The sequence below is a fragment of the Pseudonocardia kunmingensis genome (genome assembly GCF_006716445.1).
In the GTDB taxonomy this organism is placed as follows: domain Bacteria; phylum Actinomycetota; class Actinomycetes; order Mycobacteriales; family Pseudonocardiaceae; genus Pseudonocardia; species Pseudonocardia kunmingensis.
Genome location: NZ_VFPA01000002.1, coordinates 944,196 through 960,055 on the forward strand (window position 1 = coordinate 944,196; position 15,860 = coordinate 960,055).

Genomic DNA, 15,860 nt, shown 5'->3' on the forward strand with positions numbered 1-15,860 from the left:
CCGAAAGGACACCTGTGACCAGCACCTACGAGACGAAGACCGTTGTCGCAGGCGGGTTTCGCACCGGATACCTCGAAGCGGGCGACCCCAGCAAGCAGACGGTCGTCCTGATCCACGACGGTGGGTTCGGCACCACCGCCGAGCTGTGCTGGGGAGGTATGATCACCCCGCTCGCCGAGCGCTACCACGTCCTGGCCCCGGAGCTCCTGGGCTGGGGCAGCACCGACAAGGTCGTCTTCCTCGACCGGTCGCCCTATGTGCCGCGGGTCGCGCACGTGGCGGCGTTCTGCGCCGAACTCGGTGTGCGCACCGCCCATTTCGTCGGGGCGTCCTTCGGCGGTTCGCTGCTCCTGCGCGCCGTGACCGACCCGGCCCGTCCCTGGCCGGTTGACCGGGCGGTCAGCATCTCTGGGACCGGAGGTCCCTACCGGCTTCCCGAGGGAATCGCGGCCCTCGCCGACTACACGCCGAGTCTGGCGGACGCTGAGCGCATGACCGGGCTCGTCGTGCGGAGCACCGAAGGCATGCAGGCACATGTGCGGGCCCGCTATGAGAACAGCCTCATCCCGGGTCACTGGGAAGCGATGGCCGCCCCCAGGCTGAGCAACCCCGCGGTGGAACGGAAGCTGCCGCCGGACCCTTTCCTGGAGAACTGGGCCACCGTCAGCACGCCCGTGCTGCTCGTGGAGGGCCGACACGACGTGTTGCTGGAGAAGGGCTGGGCGAAGAAGCTCGCCGACATCGCTCCCGGTGCGTATGCGACCGAGGTGGACCACGCGCACGAACCGAACGTCGATGCCCCCGGCGAGACCGCGCGCCTCGTCCTCGACTTCCTCGACGGAGACGCGCAATGACTTCGACATCGCCGATCTCGACCTCGCCGCTGACCGAGCCGGCCGGCGGCGCCCGCCGTTACGACGAGTTCCTCCCCCTCGAGGAGGACGACGTGTTCCTGGCCGACGCCGTGTCGGAGGCGGAACTGCCCGCACTGCTCGCGGCGCTCGCGCTCGTCAACGCCGACCCGGGGCTGCTCGTCGACGAGGTCACACCGCCGATCCCGCCGATGGACTCCACGATCGCGCCGCAGGGCGGATTGAGCGCAGAGGCCCAGCAGCACGCCCGCCGCCTCGCCGTCGGGGCGCTCGCGCGCTTCCGCGACCGCGGATCGGTTCCGGTCGGCGAGCCGGGCCCCGAGCTGCTCGCCACCATCATGCGGTTCCTGACCAAGGGTGCGGGGGAGGAGTACCTGCCCCTTCTGCGTCATGAACTCGGGCTTCCCCATGACTACGGCGCCCCCACGTGGCGCAAGGACGCGATCGCGCCCACGGTGCCCTTCACCGTTGCGATCATCGGCGCGGGGATCTCCGGGATGGCGGCGGCGTACCGGCTGCAGCAGGCCGGCGTCGAGCACATCGTGTTCGAGAAGAACGCCGAGGTCGGTGGCACCTGGTGGGAGAACATCTACCCGGGCTGCCGCCTGGACACTCCCAACTTCGCCTACAGCTACTCGTTCGCCCAGAAGCCGGACTGGCCCCAGCAGTTCTCCCGACAGCAGCAGATCGAGGATTACCTGTGCGACGTGGCCACCGGCTTCGGGCTCCGGCCCCGGATCCGGTTCGGCACCGAGGTCACGGAGGCGCGCTACGACGACCACGACCAGATGTGGACGCTGACCACGCGCACCGGGGACGGCACGTCCAGCCGGCACCGAGTCAACGCCGTCGTCACCGCCGTCGGTCAGCTCAACCTGCCCAACATCCCGGACATCCCGGGGCGCGACTCGTTCGGCGGACGGTGGTTCCACTCGTCGCGGTGGGACCCCACCGTCGACCTCACCGGTCTGCGGGTCGCCGTGGTCGGGACCGGCGCGAGCGCCTACCAGATCGCGCCGTCCATCGCCGACCACGTCGCCCACCTGAGCGTCTTCCAACGGAACGCGCCGTGGATGCTGCCCACCCCCGGATACCACCGGGACATCCCGCCCGGGATGCAGTGGTTGCTCCGGCACGTCCCGTACTACGGCCGCTGGTACCGGTTCTGGCAGTTCTGGTTGGCGGCCGAAGGACGCCTCCCGTTCGTCGAGGCCGATCCGGAATGGACCCGGGACGACAGCACCTCTGCGAACAACGCAGAGCTCAGGCGGCAGCTGCTCGAGCACCTGCGTGCCCAGGTTGGTGACCGCCCCGACCTGCTGGAGAAGATGACGCCCCGCTATCCGCCGGGGGCGAAGCGGATGACCCGGGACAACGGCGTCTGGGCGGCCACACTGAAGATGCCGCACGTCGACCTCGTGACGGACGGGATCGACGCGGTCACCCCCGAGGGCATCAGGACCTCCGACGGGACGCTGCACGAGGTCGATCTGATCGTCTACGCTACCGGCTTCCGCGCCTCCGACTACCTCGAGCCGATCGTCGTGACCGGCCGCGAGGGCCAGGACCTGCACGAGTTCTGGAACGGGGATGCCCGCGCCCACCTCGGCGTCACCGTGACCGGGTTCCCCAACCTCTTCATGCTGATGGGGCCCAACACCGGCGTCGTCGTCAACGGCAGTTCGCTGTTCATGGCCGAGTGCGCCGCCGAGTACACCGTCGAATGCATCGGCGAGTTGCTGCGCAGCCGGAAGAAGGTCATGGAACCGAGTCGGCAGGCGATGGACGAGTTCTGCGCCGAGGTGGATCGGGGGAACGAGCGCCGCGCGTGGGGCGTCGCGACCGTCAGCACCTGGTACCGCAACCGGTACGGCCGGGCATCGCAGGTCTGGCCGTTCTCCCTGCAGGAGTACTACCGGCGCACCCGGGAGCCGGACCTGGCCGCACTCCGGCTGTCCGGGGAGCTGGAAGGCGCCCGATGACGCACGCGCTCGGCGCGCCCACGTGCGCAACCGCTGATCCGGCCTCCGCCAGTGCGCTGCGCGTGGTCCGGCGCGAGCAGGTGGCCGAGGACGTGCTGGCGCTCACCCTGGCCGACCCCGCCGGCAATCGCCTGGCGCCCTGGACGCCCGGCTCCCACCTCGACCTCATCCTGCCGGACGGGGTGGTGCGCCAGTACTCGCTGTGCGGCGACCGATGGGACGGTCACCGGTACCGCATCGCGGTCCTCCGCGAGCCGCACAGCCGGGGCGGGTCGGAGTGGATCCACGCCGAGCTCCGCGAAGGCGACGTCCTGGCCCACGGCGGCCCGCGCAACAACTTTCCCATGGTCCCCGCCGACCGGTACGCCTTCATCGCGGGCGGGATCGGCATCACCCCACTGCTGCCGATGATCCAGCAGGCCGTGCGGACGGGGCGGGAGTGGAGGCTGCTCTACGGGGGACGCCGCCGACCATCAATGGCGTTCCTCGACGAGCTGGAGCGTCTCGGGGGACGGGTCGACGTAGCCCCGCAGGACGAGGTCGGGCTCCTCGACGTCGCCGGGTGGCTCGGCGCACCCGATCCGGCGACGAGGGTGTACTGCTGCGGGCCGGCCGGGTTGCTCGATGCCGCGGCTGCAGCGTGCGCGGGCTGGCCGCCCTACACACTGAGGACCGAACGCTTCGTCGCCGCGAGCCAGGACCGGGCCGTGGACCAGTCGTTCGCCGTGACACTGAGTCGCTCCGGTCGACGGCTCGAGGTCCGCCCGGGACAGAGCATCCTCGACGTTCTCGCGACCGCCGGGATCGGCATCCTGTCCTCCTGCAGGCAGGGCACCTGCGGTACCTGCGAGGTGGCTGTCGTGGCGGGCACGCCCGACCACCGGGACAGCGTCCTCACCGACGCGGACCGGGCGGCCGGGGACTGCATGCTCGTCTGCGTCTCGCGCGCCCGCACCGACCACATCAGCCTCGACCTATAGCGGGAGCGGAGCCACGATGACGACTGATTTCCACGATCCGTCCGCTGTCGCCGCGAGCGACATCGATGTCTTCGCCGACGAGCACCTGGTGGACCGCAGTGTTCTGCAGCGCGAGGTGCGCGAGAAGGCACCCGTGGTCCACATGAGCACGTACGACGTCTACGCGACCGGCCGCTTCGACCAGGTCCGGGAGGTGCTCTCGAACTGGCAGCAGTTCCAGGTCGGTGCGGGGGTGGGACTGGCCAACTTCCACACCGAGAAGCCGTGGCGCCCTCCGGCCACCCCCACCGAAGCCGACCCGCCTGAGCACGACGCACCGCGGCGGGTCCTCACCGACGTGCTCAGCATGCGCAAGCTCAGAAGGCTCCGCGAGCTGTGGATCCAGGAGGCGGAGGAGCTCGTCGATCGTGTCATCGCCCGGGGCGGCGAGGCCGACGCGATGACCGAGATCGCCGCCGCGTTCCCGCTCAAGGTCTTCCCCGACGCTGTCGGCCTGCCGAACGAGGGACGTGAGAACCTCCTCGCCTACGGCGACCTGGTCTTCAACGCGTTCGGTCCGCAGAACGAGAACTTCCGGCGCAGCGCCGCCAGGCTGGCCGAACTGTCCCAGTGGGTGAGCGACCTGTGCCGGCGGGAGAACCTCGCTCCGGAGGGCTTCGGTGCAGACATCTGGACGGCCGCCGACCGCGGGGAGATCACCCCGGACCAGGCCCCGCTCGTGGTTCGCTCACTGCTCTCGGCGGGCATCGACACCACCATCCACGGAATCGCGTGGATCCTCTACGCCTTCGCCACCCACCCCGCGGAGTGGGAGCGGCTGCGCGGCGCACCGGAACTGTCCCGTCGCGCCTTCGACGAGGCCGTGCGCTGGGCGTCGCCGCTGCAGATCGTCTTCCACACCACTGCCGAGCCCGTCGAGCTCGCCGGGACGCACCTCGGCAAGCATCGCAAGATCATGCTGCTGCTCGGCGCGGCGAATCGTGATCCGCGGCGGTGGACCGATCCGGACACCTTCACGCTGGACCGCGACCCGTCCGGTCACCTCGGATTCGGGATGGGGCTGCACCAGTGCGTCGGACAGCACGTGGCGCGGACCGAGGCCGAGGCACTCCTCACCGTCCTCGCCCGGAAGGTTCGCCACATCGAACTCATCGGTGAGCCGCGCCGTGGACTGAACAACACTCTGCAAACATGGGAAAGTCTTCGCGTGCGCCTGAGCCGCTGAAGATGACCTCGGTGTATTACAGGCGGATCGGCACAGCCTCCAGGCGCTCCAGGGGCTGGTGCCGGTCGTCCGCGCACCAGACCGACGACCCGCTCGGGTCCGTCGCGGACACAATCCGGACGGCGACCGTCACGCCGCGATCGTCGCGAGCCCGGCGATGACCACGAGTATGGATACCAGAAGCCGAAAGGTGCGCACGGGAATTCGCGGGTGCAACGTCATCCCCACCCGGTTTCCCACCAGGGCGGCTCCGACGAGTACCGGCACGACGGGCCAGAAGATGGTCCAGTCGATCCGGCCGTAGATCACGAGCGTGCCGAGTGAGATGGCGTTGACGGCCACGAAGTAGCCGGCGAAGTCGGCGACGAACTGAGTGGGCGTGCGCGGTGTGCGACCGAGCAGGATCGCGACGGGGGGACCGTTCAGGGAGATCGTGGTCGACAGGTAACCGCCGATCGTTCCGACGGCCACGAAGGATGCCGGGCCGATGCCTCGGGGACGCCCGGGCGGTCGCGTGAGCAGCATGTGGAGACCCGCGAGCGCCACGGCGACACCGGCAACGACCGTGAGCACTGCGGGATCGATGTGGGAGGCGGTCAGCGCGCCGGCAACAGCGCCCGGAAGGCCGCCGCCTGCGAGCAGGCAGACGGCGCGCCGGTCGATGTGTCTGCGCAGCGTCCACAGGGCGGCCGTGCGGGTGACGAGGGTAGCGGTCAGATTGATCACGACCACCTCGGAGATCCCGAAGCCGAGTAGTAGCAGAGCGGGCGTCACCAGGAGGGAGGTGGCGAAGCCGGTGATGCCGCCGACAACGGCCGCGGCGGCCACGCAGGCCGCCGCGGCGATCAGCATCGGCGTCATCTGCTCCTCGCTCCAGTCCTCGTCCGGTACCGCCCCTGGTTGCAACCCGTCGTGACGGAGCTCAGCTTGCTTCGCGGCCTCGGCGACCCTTGCGCGTCTCTCTCGCCGGTGTCAAGGTACTGGTAAGACCTCCGGCCAATCGTCCAGGCGGCAAGGTGACCGGCCGCCGCGAGCGTTCCCCGTGCGCCCTGGTTCAACGATGAGCACCAAGGGAGACCATCGTGATTCCTCTCGACTCGAGCAGGACTGCGTCGGCAGAGCGACCTGTCCGTGCCGGACCGCTCATGGCGGCCACGGACGCCGGACCCACTCGTATTGCATCTGCTGCGGTCGTGAACGCGGGAGTGGAGTAACGATGCCCATCGAGATCGTCGCCCTGGTCGGCCTGGCGCTGGTCTTCGTGATCACCATGACCGTCGGCATCAATATGGGCGCAGTCGCCTTCGTGGCCACATTCGCCATCAGTACCCTGTTTGCCGGGATCCCGATCGACGACGCGATCTCACATGGCTTCCCGTCGGGGCTGTTCGTCACTCTGGTCGGAGTCACCTACCTGTTCGCGATCGCTCGCGACAACGGAACGATCGCCTGGCTTCTCAGCTCCGGCGTACGAATGGTCGGTGGGCGACTCGGCCTTGTCCCGTGGGTATTGTTTGCGATCACCGGGCTGCTCGCCATGGCAGGTGCACCGCTCGTCGCGGTGATCGCCGTCGTCGCGCCGGTCGCGCTCGAATTCTCCCGTCGGTACGACCTGCACCCGTTGCTGATGGGGCTGATGGTCGTCAACGGAGGCGCCGCGGGTGGTCTCGCGCCCACAAGCGTCCTGGGGAGCATCTGCCGCGAGGTAGCGCAGCGCAACGGCCTGGACCTGGATGCCGGCGCCCTGTTCTTCAGTGCCGCCGCGTTCAACGTCGCGCTGGGCATCGCGGGCTTCTTCCTCTTCGGCGGCGGCCGGCTGCGTCGGGTCAGTGCTGGCGATCAGGTGGTTGCGGCGTCGGTCGGTCTCCTCGACGGTTCATCGTCAGGGCCGCCGCCCGGACCGGCCGCCGGATCGCACGCGGAGGGCGTATCGGGTGAGCAGAACGTGGGTGACCGTGCGCGCCTGAACCTGATCAGAGCGACGACTCTTGCCGGTCTTCTCGTCCTCGCAGGCGGTGGCCTCGCGTTCGACCTCGACGTGGGCATTCTCGCCATGAGTGTCGCCGTCGTGCTCTCGATCGTCTCTCCCCGCACCGGTCGCGCCGCGGTGAGTCAGGTCGCGTGGGCCACCGTGCTGCTCGTCTGCGGAACTCTGACCTACATCGACCTGCTGCAGGAGGTCGGCACGATCGACTTCCTCGGTCAGGGCGTCGCCGCGATCGGGGTTCCTGCCCTAGGCGTCCTGGTGGTCTGCGTCATCGGGGCGGTGGGATCGGCTATCGCGTCGACGATCGGCATGCTCGGGGCCCTCGTGCCGCTGGTCGTCCCGCTGCTTCTCGGCTCCGGTCTCAATCCGACTGCGGTGATCACCGCTCTCGCGCTCTCGGCGCTCGTCGTCGACGCCAGCCCGCTCTCGTCCACCGGCGCGCTGGTCGTCGCCAACGCGCCGGCGGACAAGCGGGACGTGGTGTTCCGGCAGCTTCTGTGCTGGGGAGGGGCCTTGATCGTGGCAGCTCCCCTGTCGACCTGGCTTGTCTTCGTGCTGCCGAGCTAGCGCTGGCCGGGGGAGGCCTCGGTCTCGTTGCGCACGCGGGCGACTGCGGCCTGGCGAGCGCCGAGGATGTGCGCCGCGGCGGCCTTCCGGGCGGCCGCGGGGTCACCTGCGAGTACGGCGTCGAGGATCCGGCGGTGGTCGATCCGGGACTTCTGGAGTCTCCCGGGCAGCTGCAGGGTGGTCTCCATGCCGCGGGCGAGGATGTCCTGCAGCACGGTGAGTGTCTGGCTGAGGAAGCGATTGCCTGCGGCCTCGACGATGCTCAGGTGGAAGGCGGCGTCGAGCTTCTGCAGCAGCGCCCAGTCGACGTCCTCCTGGGCGGAGGCGGCGTCGAGGGCGTCGTACGCGTCCTGCACCTTGGCCAGCCGCTCGGTGTCCTGGTTGGTCGCGGCCCACGCCACGGCGGGCAGCTCCAGCACCTCGCGCATGTCGAACAGCTCGGTCAGGCTCATCTCCTCGGCGAACACCGCGGCGCGCAGGGAACGGGATGTCGCCGGGTCGGTGACGAACACGCCTGCCCCGTGCCGGATCTCGACGTGCCCTTTGGCCTGCAGGGAACGCAGGGCCTCCCGCAGAGACGGCCTGCTCGTGCCGAGCAGCGAGGCCAGCTCACGCTCAGCGGGGAGCCTGCTGCCGGGGTGTAGCTGTTCGGAGCGGATGAGCTGCAGGATCCGGTCCGCGATGAGGTCGGCCACGCGCCCCTGCTGGAGCGGAACCCACATGCTGCTGTCGACCGCCACGGCGTGACCCCCTGCTCGTGCTTGCGTTTGACTCCGAAGAGGCCAGACCAGTTTACCTCTCACCGTTCGCGTGCCCTTGTGTCGACCTCCCGGGTCAGTTACCGTCGAAGTGGTAAGACCTCTAGCCAAAGGAGTGGAGATGGTCAACGCATCCGGGCCTCCCGGGTTCCTCGTCCACCACGACGGGGACGTCGTGGCGGTCGCGGTCCGCGATCTCGAGCCTGGTGTCGTCGAGGGCGGCTACCTGCGCAAGCCGGACTCGGTGAGCATCGAGGTCAACCACCCCGTCCCGCTGGGCCACAAGCTCGCCTTGGTCGACATCGCCGAGGGCGCCGACGTCACCGAGTACGGGCAGCGGGTCGGTCGGGCCACCGCGAACATCGGCAAGGGCGACTACGTCCACGTCCACAACGCGAGGAGCGCACGGTGGCAGAACAGCGTCGCCTGACCGGGTACCGCCGCGACAACGGCGCGGTCGGCATCCGCAACCACACGGTCATCCTGCCCGTCGACGACCTGTCGAACGCCGCCGCCGAGGCCGTCGCGAAGGTCGTGCCGGGGACGCTGGCGCTGCCGCACGCGTTCGGCCGCCTGCAGTTCGGCCCGGACCTGGACCTGACCTTCCGGACCCTCATCGGCACCGGCTCGAACCCCAACGTGGCGTCCGTGGTCGTGATCGGCATCGAGCCGACCTGGACCGAGCGGGTCGTCGAGGGCATCGCGAAGACGGGAAAGAAGGTCCAGGGCTTCTCCATCGAGCGGCACGGTGACCTGCGCACGATCGAGAGCGCTGCCCGGGTCGCGGCGAGGTTCCTCCAGGACGACTCCGAGAAGCAGCGCGAGGCCGTCGAGCGCGCCGACATCATGCTCTCGATCAAGTGCGGTGAGTCGGACACCACGAGTGGTCTCGGGTCGTGCCCGACCACCGCCGAGGCTGTCGACCGCTGGGTGGACGCCGGGGGCACGGTCCTGTTCGGCGAGACCAGCGAGCTGACCGGTGGGGAGCACCTCATCGCCGAGCGCTGCGTCGACGACGCCGTCCGGAACCGCTTCCAGGAGATCTACGACGGCTACCTCGAGATGATCGAGAAGACCGGCGCCAACCTGCTCGGCTCGCAGCCCACCCAGGGCAACATCCGCGGCGGCCTCTCGACCATCGAGGAGAAGGCGATGGGCAACATCGCCAAGACCGGCACCAAGCCCGTCATCGGTGCCCTCGACAAGGCCGAGGCCCCCGGCAACACCCCGGGCCTGTACTTCATGGACACCTCGTCCGCGGCCGCCGAATGCATCACGCTCATGGCCGCGGCCGGCGCGGCGATCCACCTGTTCCCCACGGGCCAGGGCAACGTGATCGGCAACCCCATCGAGCCGGTGATCAAGCTGACGGCCAACCCCGTCACCGCCGAGACGATGTCCGAGCACATCGACCTCGACTGCTCGGGGCTGCTGCGCCGCGAGTACGACCTCACCGCGGCGGGCGACCGGCTGATGGAGGTCGTCGATCGCTCCATCAACGGGCGGCTCGCCTGCGCCGAGGTCATGGGCCACCGGGAGTACGTCTTCACTCGGCTCTACGAGAGCGCGTGATCGACGGGCGGTGGCGGCCCACCACGGGTCGCCCCCGCCCGCCCCCGACGAGAGGACGAGATGGGCACCACCCTGATCGACGGCCGGTGGAGCGACCCGGCCGAACGCCGCGCAGTCGTCAACCCGGTCGACGGATCGGTCGTCGGCCACATCGGCTACGGCGGCGCCGCCGAGGCGACCGCGGCCGCCGACGCCGCGGCGGCCGCGTTCCCGGCCTGGGCCGACACGCCGGGCCGCGCGAGGGCCGACATCCTGCTGCGCGCCGCGGAGCTGATCCGCGAGCGCGCGCCGGAGTTCGGCGCCCTGCTCGCCCGCGAGGCGGGCAAGAGGCGTCCCGAGGCCGTCGGCGAGATCGGCTTCTCCGCCGAGTACTTCCGCTGGTTCGCCGAGGAGGTCCGGCGCCCGGCGGGTGCCGTGCACCCGTACGAGGCCGCCGACCGTCGGCACGTGAGCATCCGCCGCCCCGCAGGTGTCGTCGCGAGCCTGACGCCCTGGAACTTCCCCTGCTCGATCCAGGCCCGCAAGCTCGCCCCGGCGCTGGCTGCAGGCTGCACCGTCGTCGCGCGGGTGTCGGAGAAGGCGCCGCTCGCCGCCGTCGAGATGATCCGCTGCCTGCAGGACGCAGGCCTGCCCGCGGGCGTGCTCAACCTCGTGCACGGGCCCGCCGCCGAGATCACCGATGCCTACCTCTCCCACCCCGCGGTACGCGTCGTGTCGTTCACCGGGTCCACCGGCGTCGGCCGGTCGATCATGCAGAAGGCCGGCGACCGGATCGTGCGGCCGCTGCTCGAGCTGGGCGGCAACGCCCCGTTCATCGTGTTCGACGACGCCGACGTCGACGCCGCGGTGGAGGGCGCGATGCTGGCCAAGTTCCGCAACACCGGCCAGTCCTGCATCGGCGCGAACCGCTTCCTCGTCCACGCGGATGTCCAGCAGGAGTTCACGGACAAGCTCGCCGCAGCCGTTGACGCGATGTCCGTCGGCGACGGACTGGCCGAGCCGGTGCCCGACCTCGGCCCGTGCATCGACGAGGCCAGGGTGACCGTCGTCCAGGAGCTCGTGGACGAGGCGCTCGCGGCCGGGGCCAAGAAGGTCACCCGCGACTTCGACCTGCCTGGGCCGGCGTTCGCCGCACCGGTGATCCTCACCGACGTTCCGTCCCACGTCGGCCTCGCCCGCGAGGAGGTCTTCGGACCGGCGGCCGGGATCTTCGCCTTCCGCACCGAGTCGGAGGCCCTCGCGCTGGCCAACGGCACCGAGATGGGCCTCGCCGCCTACTTCTACACCCGCGACCAGGCGCGGGTCTGGCGCGTCGCCGAGCACCTGGACAACGGCATCGTCGGGATCAACAACGCCCTGCCCAGCGTCGCCTTCGCCCCGATGGGCGGGACCAAGCAGTCCGGTCTCGGCCGGGAGGGCGCGGCCACCGGCCTGGAGGAGTTCGAGGAGGTCCGCTACCTGTCGATGGGCATCTGACGCTGCCCCACCGAGATGACCCGCAGGACGACAAGGAAGTCAGCTCCATGCCCGGATCCCGGTCCACGCCGCCTGTCATCCGCTCGGCGGCGGACGTCAACCACCTGATCAACACCGGACGTGCGAAGGGGGGCAAGTCCCGCGCCATCACGATCATCGCGCTGGGGGGCATCTTCATCGACGCCTACGACTTCTCCTCCATCGCCTTCGGCCTTCACGACATCGCGACGACCTTCCGGCTGAACCCCGTCGAAGAGGGGGTCGTCGCCGCGTCCATCATGGTCGGGGCGCTGCTCGGCGCGCTCGTCGGCGGCTACCTCGTCGACCGCGTCGGCCGCTACAAGATGTTCATGGCCGACATGATCTTCTTCGTGGTGGCCGCCATCGCCTGCGCCGTGGCCCCCAACTACGAGCTGCTCACGGCCGCCCGGTTCGTCATGGGCATCGGCATCGGCATCGACTTCCCCGTCGCCCTCGCCTTCATTGCGGAGTTCAACGCGCTGCGCGGACGCGGCGGCAAGGTGTCGCTCTGGCAGCCCATGTGGTACCTCGCCACCGGAGCGAGCTTCGTCGTCCTGCTACCGCTGTACTTCCTGATGCCGGCCGACATGCACGCCGACATGTGGCGGTGGGCCGTCGGCTTCGGCGCTGTGCCCGCCCTGATCGTGATGCTCGTCCGGCACAAGTACATGGACGAGTCCCCGGCGTGGGCCGCAGGCCAGGGCGATCTGCACCGCGCCGCGGCCATCCTGAAGAACTCGTACGGGCTGGAGGTGCAGGTCGGCGAACCGGATCCGAACGCCCCCGTCGTGGCCCCGACCAAGCCCGCGGCGCTGAAGGAGTTCCGGCGGCTGTTCCAGGGGCGTTACCGCGTGCGCACCATCCAGGCCGCCGCGGTGAGTGCGCTGCAGTCCGTCCAGTACTACGCGGTCGGCTTCGCCCTGCCGGTGATCATCGCAAGCCTGCTGCAGCAGGGCAGGCTCACCTCGATCGTCGGGCCGCTGATCTTCAACCTCCTCTTCGGCGTCGTCGGTGGCCTGGTCGGTGTCAGGCTCAGCGACCGGCTGGGCTCGTGGAAGCTGGCGATGAGCGGCTTCGCGGTGTGCTTCGTGGCGCTGATCGGGCTCGGTGCACTGGGGCAGGGCTCCGGAATCGCGCTGCTGGGCATCGGCGGCCTGCTCGGGCTCTTCGTGTTCTTCCACGCCTACGGGCCGGGTGCCCAGGGCATGACGATCGCGACCCTGAGCTATCCGACGACGCTGCGCGGTGTGGGCAGCGGCTTCGGCCAGGCCATGCTGCGGATCGGCTCGATGGTCTCGCTGTTCTTCTTCCCGATCCTGAGCTCGGCGCTGGGGACCGGGGTGTTCTACGCGGTCGCCGTCGCGCCGCTGCTGGGCATGCTCGTGCTCGCCGTCATCCGCTGGGACCCGACCCACGTCGACGTCGACGCCGAGACCGACGAGCAGCCCGACGCCGTGCGCGCCCGCGCCGGCCACGCCGAATCGAACGACAGGAGCACCACGTCATGAAGATCGCCTTCGTCGGGGCGGGGAACATGGGCGGAGCCGTCGCGCGACGCCTCGCCACCGGCGGCCACGACGTCCACGTCTACGACCTCGATCCCGCCGCGGTCGCGCGGTGCGTCGATGCCGGGGCCGGCGCGGCGGACAGCGCCGAGGCGGCCGTGAAGGACGCCGCCGTCGTCGTCACCAGCCTGCCGCTGCCGGACCACGTCCGATCGGTGTGGGGGGACCTGATCCCGCACCTCGCGGAGGGTGCGGTCGGTGTCGACGTCTCGACCATCGACCCCGCCACGGCCGATGCGTTGACCGCGGCGCTCGGGGACGCGGGGCACGCCTTCGTGCACTGCGCGCTGGGCAAGACACCCGCCGCGGCCGAGCAGGGGGCGATCCCGCTGTTCGTCGGCGGCCCCGCCGACGCCGTCGAGACCCTCCGCCCCCTGTTCGCGCGCATGGGGGAGAAGACCTACGACTTCGGCTCGCCGGGTGCTGCCGCCATGTTCAAGCTCGTCTCGAACATGATCGGGATGACCAACGTGGCCGTGCTCGCCGAGGGCTACGCCCTGGCCCGCCGCGCCGGCATCACGCCCGACATGTTCAGCGAGGCACTGCGGGACACCGGTGCCTTCTCCTTCCAGTCGGACGTCCGGCTGCCGTGGATCGTCGCCGGGGACTACGCGCCGCGGTTCGGCGCGGCGCTCGCCGCGAAGGACGTCCGTCTCGCCGTGGACTCCGCGGCGCGCTGGGGGGTTCCGACGCCGGTCGCGGCCCAGGGACTCTCGCAGCTCGTCGCCGCCGTGGCCCACGGGTACGGCAGCGAGGACGTCGTCGCCGTCCACAAGCTCGTGGCCCCCACGGACACGGCCCCCGCGGACAAGGAGGAGCGGTCATGAGCATCCTCGTCACCGAGGACGTCTGGGGGGACCCTCTGCGCGCGCTCGGCGACCGGCACCCCATCCAGCATGCGCCGGAACTCTGGAAGGACCGCGGCGGCCTGCTCGACGCCTTGCGCGGGGCGACCGCCCTGGTGGTCCGCAACCGCACCCAGGTCGACGCCGAGCTGCTCGCCGCTGCCCCGGACCTGCGCATCGTCGCCCGCGCGGGCGTCGGGCTGGACAACATCGACGTCACCGCAGCGGACGACGCCGGTGTCGTGGTCGCGGCGCCGCTCGGGGCCAACGCCCGCAGCGTGGCCGAGCACGCGCTCGGCCTCGCCCTCGCTCTGGCCCGCAACACCGTCGAGCGGGACCGGGACACCCGCGCGGGCGGGTGGAACAGGGCGCCGGGCCGGGAGCTGCGCGGCGGCACCTGGGGCCTGCTCGGTGCCGGGGCGACCGCACGGGAGTGCGGGAAGCTGGCCGACGCGTTCGGGATGCGGGCCATCGCCTACGACCCGTACGTCGAGCCCACCTCACCGGCGCTGGTCGAGGCCGGCATCCGGCTGGCCCCGCTGACAGAGGTGGTGGCCCACGCGGACGTCGTGTCCTGCCACCTCCCGGCGACCGCCGAGACCGAAGGGTTCGTCGGGGAGAGCCTGCTGGCGCGGATGCGACCGCACACCCTGTTCGTCAACGTCGGGCGGGGCGAGGTCGTGGACGAGGAGGCGCTGGCGGACGCGCTCGAGGCCGGCCGGCTGGCGGGCGCGGCCCTGGACGTCCGGGCCACCGAACCGCCACCCGGGCGGGGACGGCTGGAGGACCTCCCAACCACGATCCTGACCCCGCACATCGCCGGGATCACCCACGAGAGCCAGCAGGCGATCCTGCAGGTGTTGGCCGCCGACATCGACGCCGTGCTGAGCGGTGGGGAGGCGCGGGCGATGGTCGGCGCGGTCCGCAGGGGGCGTGCGGCATGACGGTCGTCCAGGACGCCAGGGACATCGCCGCGGCTCTGCTCTGCTCCGCGGGCATGCCGGCGCAACGCGCCGACGTCACCGCTCAGTGCATCGTGCAAGCGGACGTGTGGGGGATCGGCTCGCACGGGCTCATGCGGCTGCCGTTCTACCTGGAGCGGATCCGGGCCGGTGGTTACCCGGCCATGGCGGAGCTGGAGACCGTCACCGACACCGGACCGTTGGTGTCCTACAGCGGCGGGGGCGGCATCGGGCACTGGCAGCTGTGGGCCGCGGCGGAGGAGGCCGTCAGGCGCTGTGCGCAGTTCGGGGTGGCGGCGGTGTCCGTGGCCGACTCCGGGCACTGCGGCGCCCTCGGCCTCTACACCGTGCCCGGGCTGCAGGCCGGCTACCTCACCCTGGCCTTCTCCAACGGTCCCGCAGTGATGCCCCCGTGGGGCGGCAGCACCCCGGTGCTGTCCACCTCACCGATCGCCGCGGGCATCCCCACCGGCCCGAAGCCCGCCATCGTCGACCTCGCGACCAGCGCGGTGGCCCGTGGCAAGATCGCGGCGCTGGCCAAGGCAGGTACCCCGGTGCCCGAGGGCTGGGCCCTGGACTCCGACGGCACCCCGACGACCGATCCACAGGCCGCGCTGCACGGGATGTTGTCGCCGCTGGGCGGCGCGAAGGGTTTCGCCCTGGCATTCATGGTCGAGGCCGTCGCGGGCGGGCTCGCCGGCCCCAACCTGTCCGCCGACGTTCCGGACATGTTCGCGGCTGCGGATGCTCCGAAGCCGCAGCAGATCGGCCACGTCCTGATCACGCTGGACCCCCGCCGGTTCGGCGGGGACCAGGCCGTCGAGCGGCTGGGCACCCTTGCCCGCTCGGTGGAGGAGGCGGGTGGTCGGGTGCCCGGCTCCCGCCGGGTCCTGCCCGCCGACGTTCCCCTTCACCAGGAACTGATCATCGCGACACAGACTGTGTCGGAGCTGCAAGCCTGGGGCCGCGAGCTCGGGGTGGACACCGGAGCGCTCGGCTGACGTCGAGGGGCGGGCGGGCCGGCTCGGTGGCCAGGTGAAAGGCCCGG

At 70.7% G+C, this 15,860-nt stretch carries 14 protein-coding genes; 12 read left to right on the forward strand and 2 right to left on the reverse strand.

Translation table 11 applies throughout. The features are described from left to right. Positions 1-14 precede the first annotated feature (14 nt). The 4 genes from FB558_RS20305 to FB558_RS20320 are packed head-to-tail and all read left to right on the forward strand — an operon-like array spanning position 15 to position 5,059. On the forward strand, positions 15-854 hold the full coding sequence (locus FB558_RS20305) for an alpha/beta fold hydrolase (protein ID WP_142055767.1): 840 nt from the start codon (positions 15-17) through the stop codon (positions 852-854). After that, positions 851-2,854 carry a flavin-containing monooxygenase gene (locus tag FB558_RS20310; RefSeq protein ID WP_142055769.1) on the forward strand — a complete coding sequence of 668 codons (2,004 nt, stop codon included), beginning with the start codon at positions 851-853 and terminating at the stop codon, positions 2,852-2,854. The genes FB558_RS20305 and FB558_RS20310 overlap by 4 nt, the downstream gene beginning before the upstream one ends. Next, positions 2,851-3,834, forward strand: a complete 984-nt coding sequence (locus tag FB558_RS20315; RefSeq protein ID WP_142055771.1) for a PDR/VanB family oxidoreductase — start codon at positions 2,851-2,853, stop codon at positions 3,832-3,834. The genes FB558_RS20310 and FB558_RS20315 overlap by 4 nt, the downstream gene beginning before the upstream one ends. A 16-nt stretch (positions 3,835-3,850) precedes the next feature. Continuing rightward, positions 3,851-5,059, forward strand: a complete 1,209-nt coding sequence (locus FB558_RS20320; RefSeq protein ID WP_142055773.1) for a cytochrome P450 — start codon at positions 3,851-3,853, stop codon at positions 5,057-5,059. A 129-nt stretch (positions 5,060-5,188) separates the two neighbouring features. Here the strand turns inward: FB558_RS20320 and FB558_RS20325 are convergent, their stop codons facing one another. Beyond that, the gene (locus FB558_RS20325) at positions 5,189-5,920 is read right to left on the reverse strand and encodes a sulfite exporter TauE/SafE family protein (RefSeq protein WP_142055776.1); all 732 of its coding nucleotides are present in this window, start codon (positions 5,918-5,920) and stop codon (positions 5,189-5,191) included. A gap of 355 nt (positions 5,921-6,275) precedes the next feature. Between FB558_RS20325 and FB558_RS20330 the strand changes: the two genes are divergently transcribed. After that, the gene (locus tag FB558_RS20330; RefSeq protein WP_142055778.1) at positions 6,276-7,613 is read left to right on the forward strand and encodes an SLC13 family permease; all 1,338 of its coding nucleotides are present in this window, start codon (positions 6,276-6,278) and stop codon (positions 7,611-7,613) included. Here the strand turns inward: FB558_RS20330 and FB558_RS20335 are convergent. Then, positions 7,610-8,353, reverse strand: coding sequence for a FadR/GntR family transcriptional regulator (locus FB558_RS20335; protein ID WP_246106632.1), 744 nt, complete (start codon positions 8,351-8,353; stop codon positions 7,610-7,612). The genes FB558_RS20330 and FB558_RS20335 overlap by 4 nt on opposite strands. A gap of 139 nt (positions 8,354-8,492) precedes the next feature. Here FB558_RS20335 and FB558_RS20340 point away from each other — a divergent pair, with 139 nt between their 5' ends. Genes FB558_RS20340 through FB558_RS20370 form a run of 7 tightly spaced genes read left to right on the forward strand, consistent with a single transcriptional unit; the run spans position 8,493 to position 15,813 of the window. Next, complete coding sequence (locus tag FB558_RS20340) at positions 8,493-8,801, forward strand: UxaA family hydrolase (protein ID WP_142055780.1); 309 nt, start codon at positions 8,493-8,495, stop codon at positions 8,799-8,801. Next, positions 8,780-9,943: a UxaA family hydrolase gene (locus FB558_RS20345; RefSeq protein ID WP_142055782.1), complete on the forward strand. Its 1,164-nt coding sequence runs from the start codon at positions 8,780-8,782 to the stop codon at positions 9,941-9,943. The genes FB558_RS20340 and FB558_RS20345 overlap by 22 nt, the downstream gene beginning before the upstream one ends. Positions 9,944-10,003: 60 nt before the next feature. Continuing rightward, entirely contained in the window at positions 10,004-11,419 is a 1,416-nt protein-coding gene (locus tag FB558_RS20350; RefSeq protein WP_142055785.1) for an NAD-dependent succinate-semialdehyde dehydrogenase, read from the forward strand. Positions 11,420-11,466: 47 nt separating this feature from the next. Further along, positions 11,467-12,948: an MFS transporter gene (locus FB558_RS20355; RefSeq protein WP_142055787.1), complete on the forward strand. Its 1,482-nt coding sequence runs from the start codon at positions 11,467-11,469 to the stop codon at positions 12,946-12,948. After that, on the forward strand, positions 12,921-13,832 hold the full coding sequence (locus tag FB558_RS20360) for an NAD(P)-dependent oxidoreductase (RefSeq protein WP_246106693.1): 912 nt from the start codon (positions 12,921-12,923) through the stop codon (positions 13,830-13,832). The genes FB558_RS20355 and FB558_RS20360 overlap by 28 nt, the downstream gene beginning before the upstream one ends. Further along, complete coding sequence (locus tag FB558_RS20365) at positions 13,829-14,794, forward strand: NAD(P)-dependent oxidoreductase (RefSeq protein ID WP_142055792.1); 966 nt, start codon at positions 13,829-13,831, stop codon at positions 14,792-14,794. The genes FB558_RS20360 and FB558_RS20365 overlap by 4 nt, the downstream gene beginning before the upstream one ends. Continuing rightward, positions 14,791-15,813 (forward strand): Ldh family oxidoreductase, encoded by a 1,023-nt coding sequence (locus FB558_RS20370; protein ID WP_142055793.1) that lies wholly within the window; start codon positions 14,791-14,793, stop codon positions 15,811-15,813. Before FB558_RS20365 ends, FB558_RS20370 begins: the two co-directional genes overlap by 4 nt. Positions 15,814-15,860: the final 47 nt, after the last annotated feature.

Excerpts from the sequence above, each read along its gene's own strand:
- FB558_RS20310 (WP_142055769.1), top strand. The coding sequence starts at position 851 with ATGACTTCGACATCGCCGATCTCGACCTCGCCGCTGACCGAGCCGGCC.
- FB558_RS20315 (WP_142055771.1), top strand. The coding sequence starts at position 2,851 with ATGACGCACGCGCTCGGCGCGCCCACGTGCGCAACCGCTGATCCGGCC.
- FB558_RS20320 (WP_142055773.1), top strand. The coding sequence starts at position 3,851 with ATGACGACTGATTTCCACGATCCGTCCGCTGTCGCCGCGAGCGACATC.
- FB558_RS20325 (WP_142055776.1), bottom strand. The coding sequence starts at position 5,920 with ATGACGCCGATGCTGATCGCCGCGGCGGCCTGCGTGGCCGCCGCGGCC.
- FB558_RS20330 (WP_142055778.1), top strand. The coding sequence starts at position 6,276 with ATGCCCATCGAGATCGTCGCCCTGGTCGGCCTGGCGCTGGTCTTCGTG.
- FB558_RS20340 (WP_142055780.1), top strand. The coding sequence starts at position 8,493 with ATGGTCAACGCATCCGGGCCTCCCGGGTTCCTCGTCCACCACGACGGG.
- FB558_RS20350 (WP_142055785.1), top strand. The coding sequence starts at position 10,004 with ATGGGCACCACCCTGATCGACGGCCGGTGGAGCGACCCGGCCGAACGC.
- FB558_RS20355 (WP_142055787.1), top strand. The coding sequence starts at position 11,467 with ATGCCCGGATCCCGGTCCACGCCGCCTGTCATCCGCTCGGCGGCGGAC.
- FB558_RS20365 (WP_142055792.1), top strand. The coding sequence starts at position 13,829 with ATGAGCATCCTCGTCACCGAGGACGTCTGGGGGGACCCTCTGCGCGCG.
- FB558_RS20370 (WP_142055793.1), top strand. The coding sequence starts at position 14,791 with ATGACGGTCGTCCAGGACGCCAGGGACATCGCCGCGGCTCTGCTCTGC.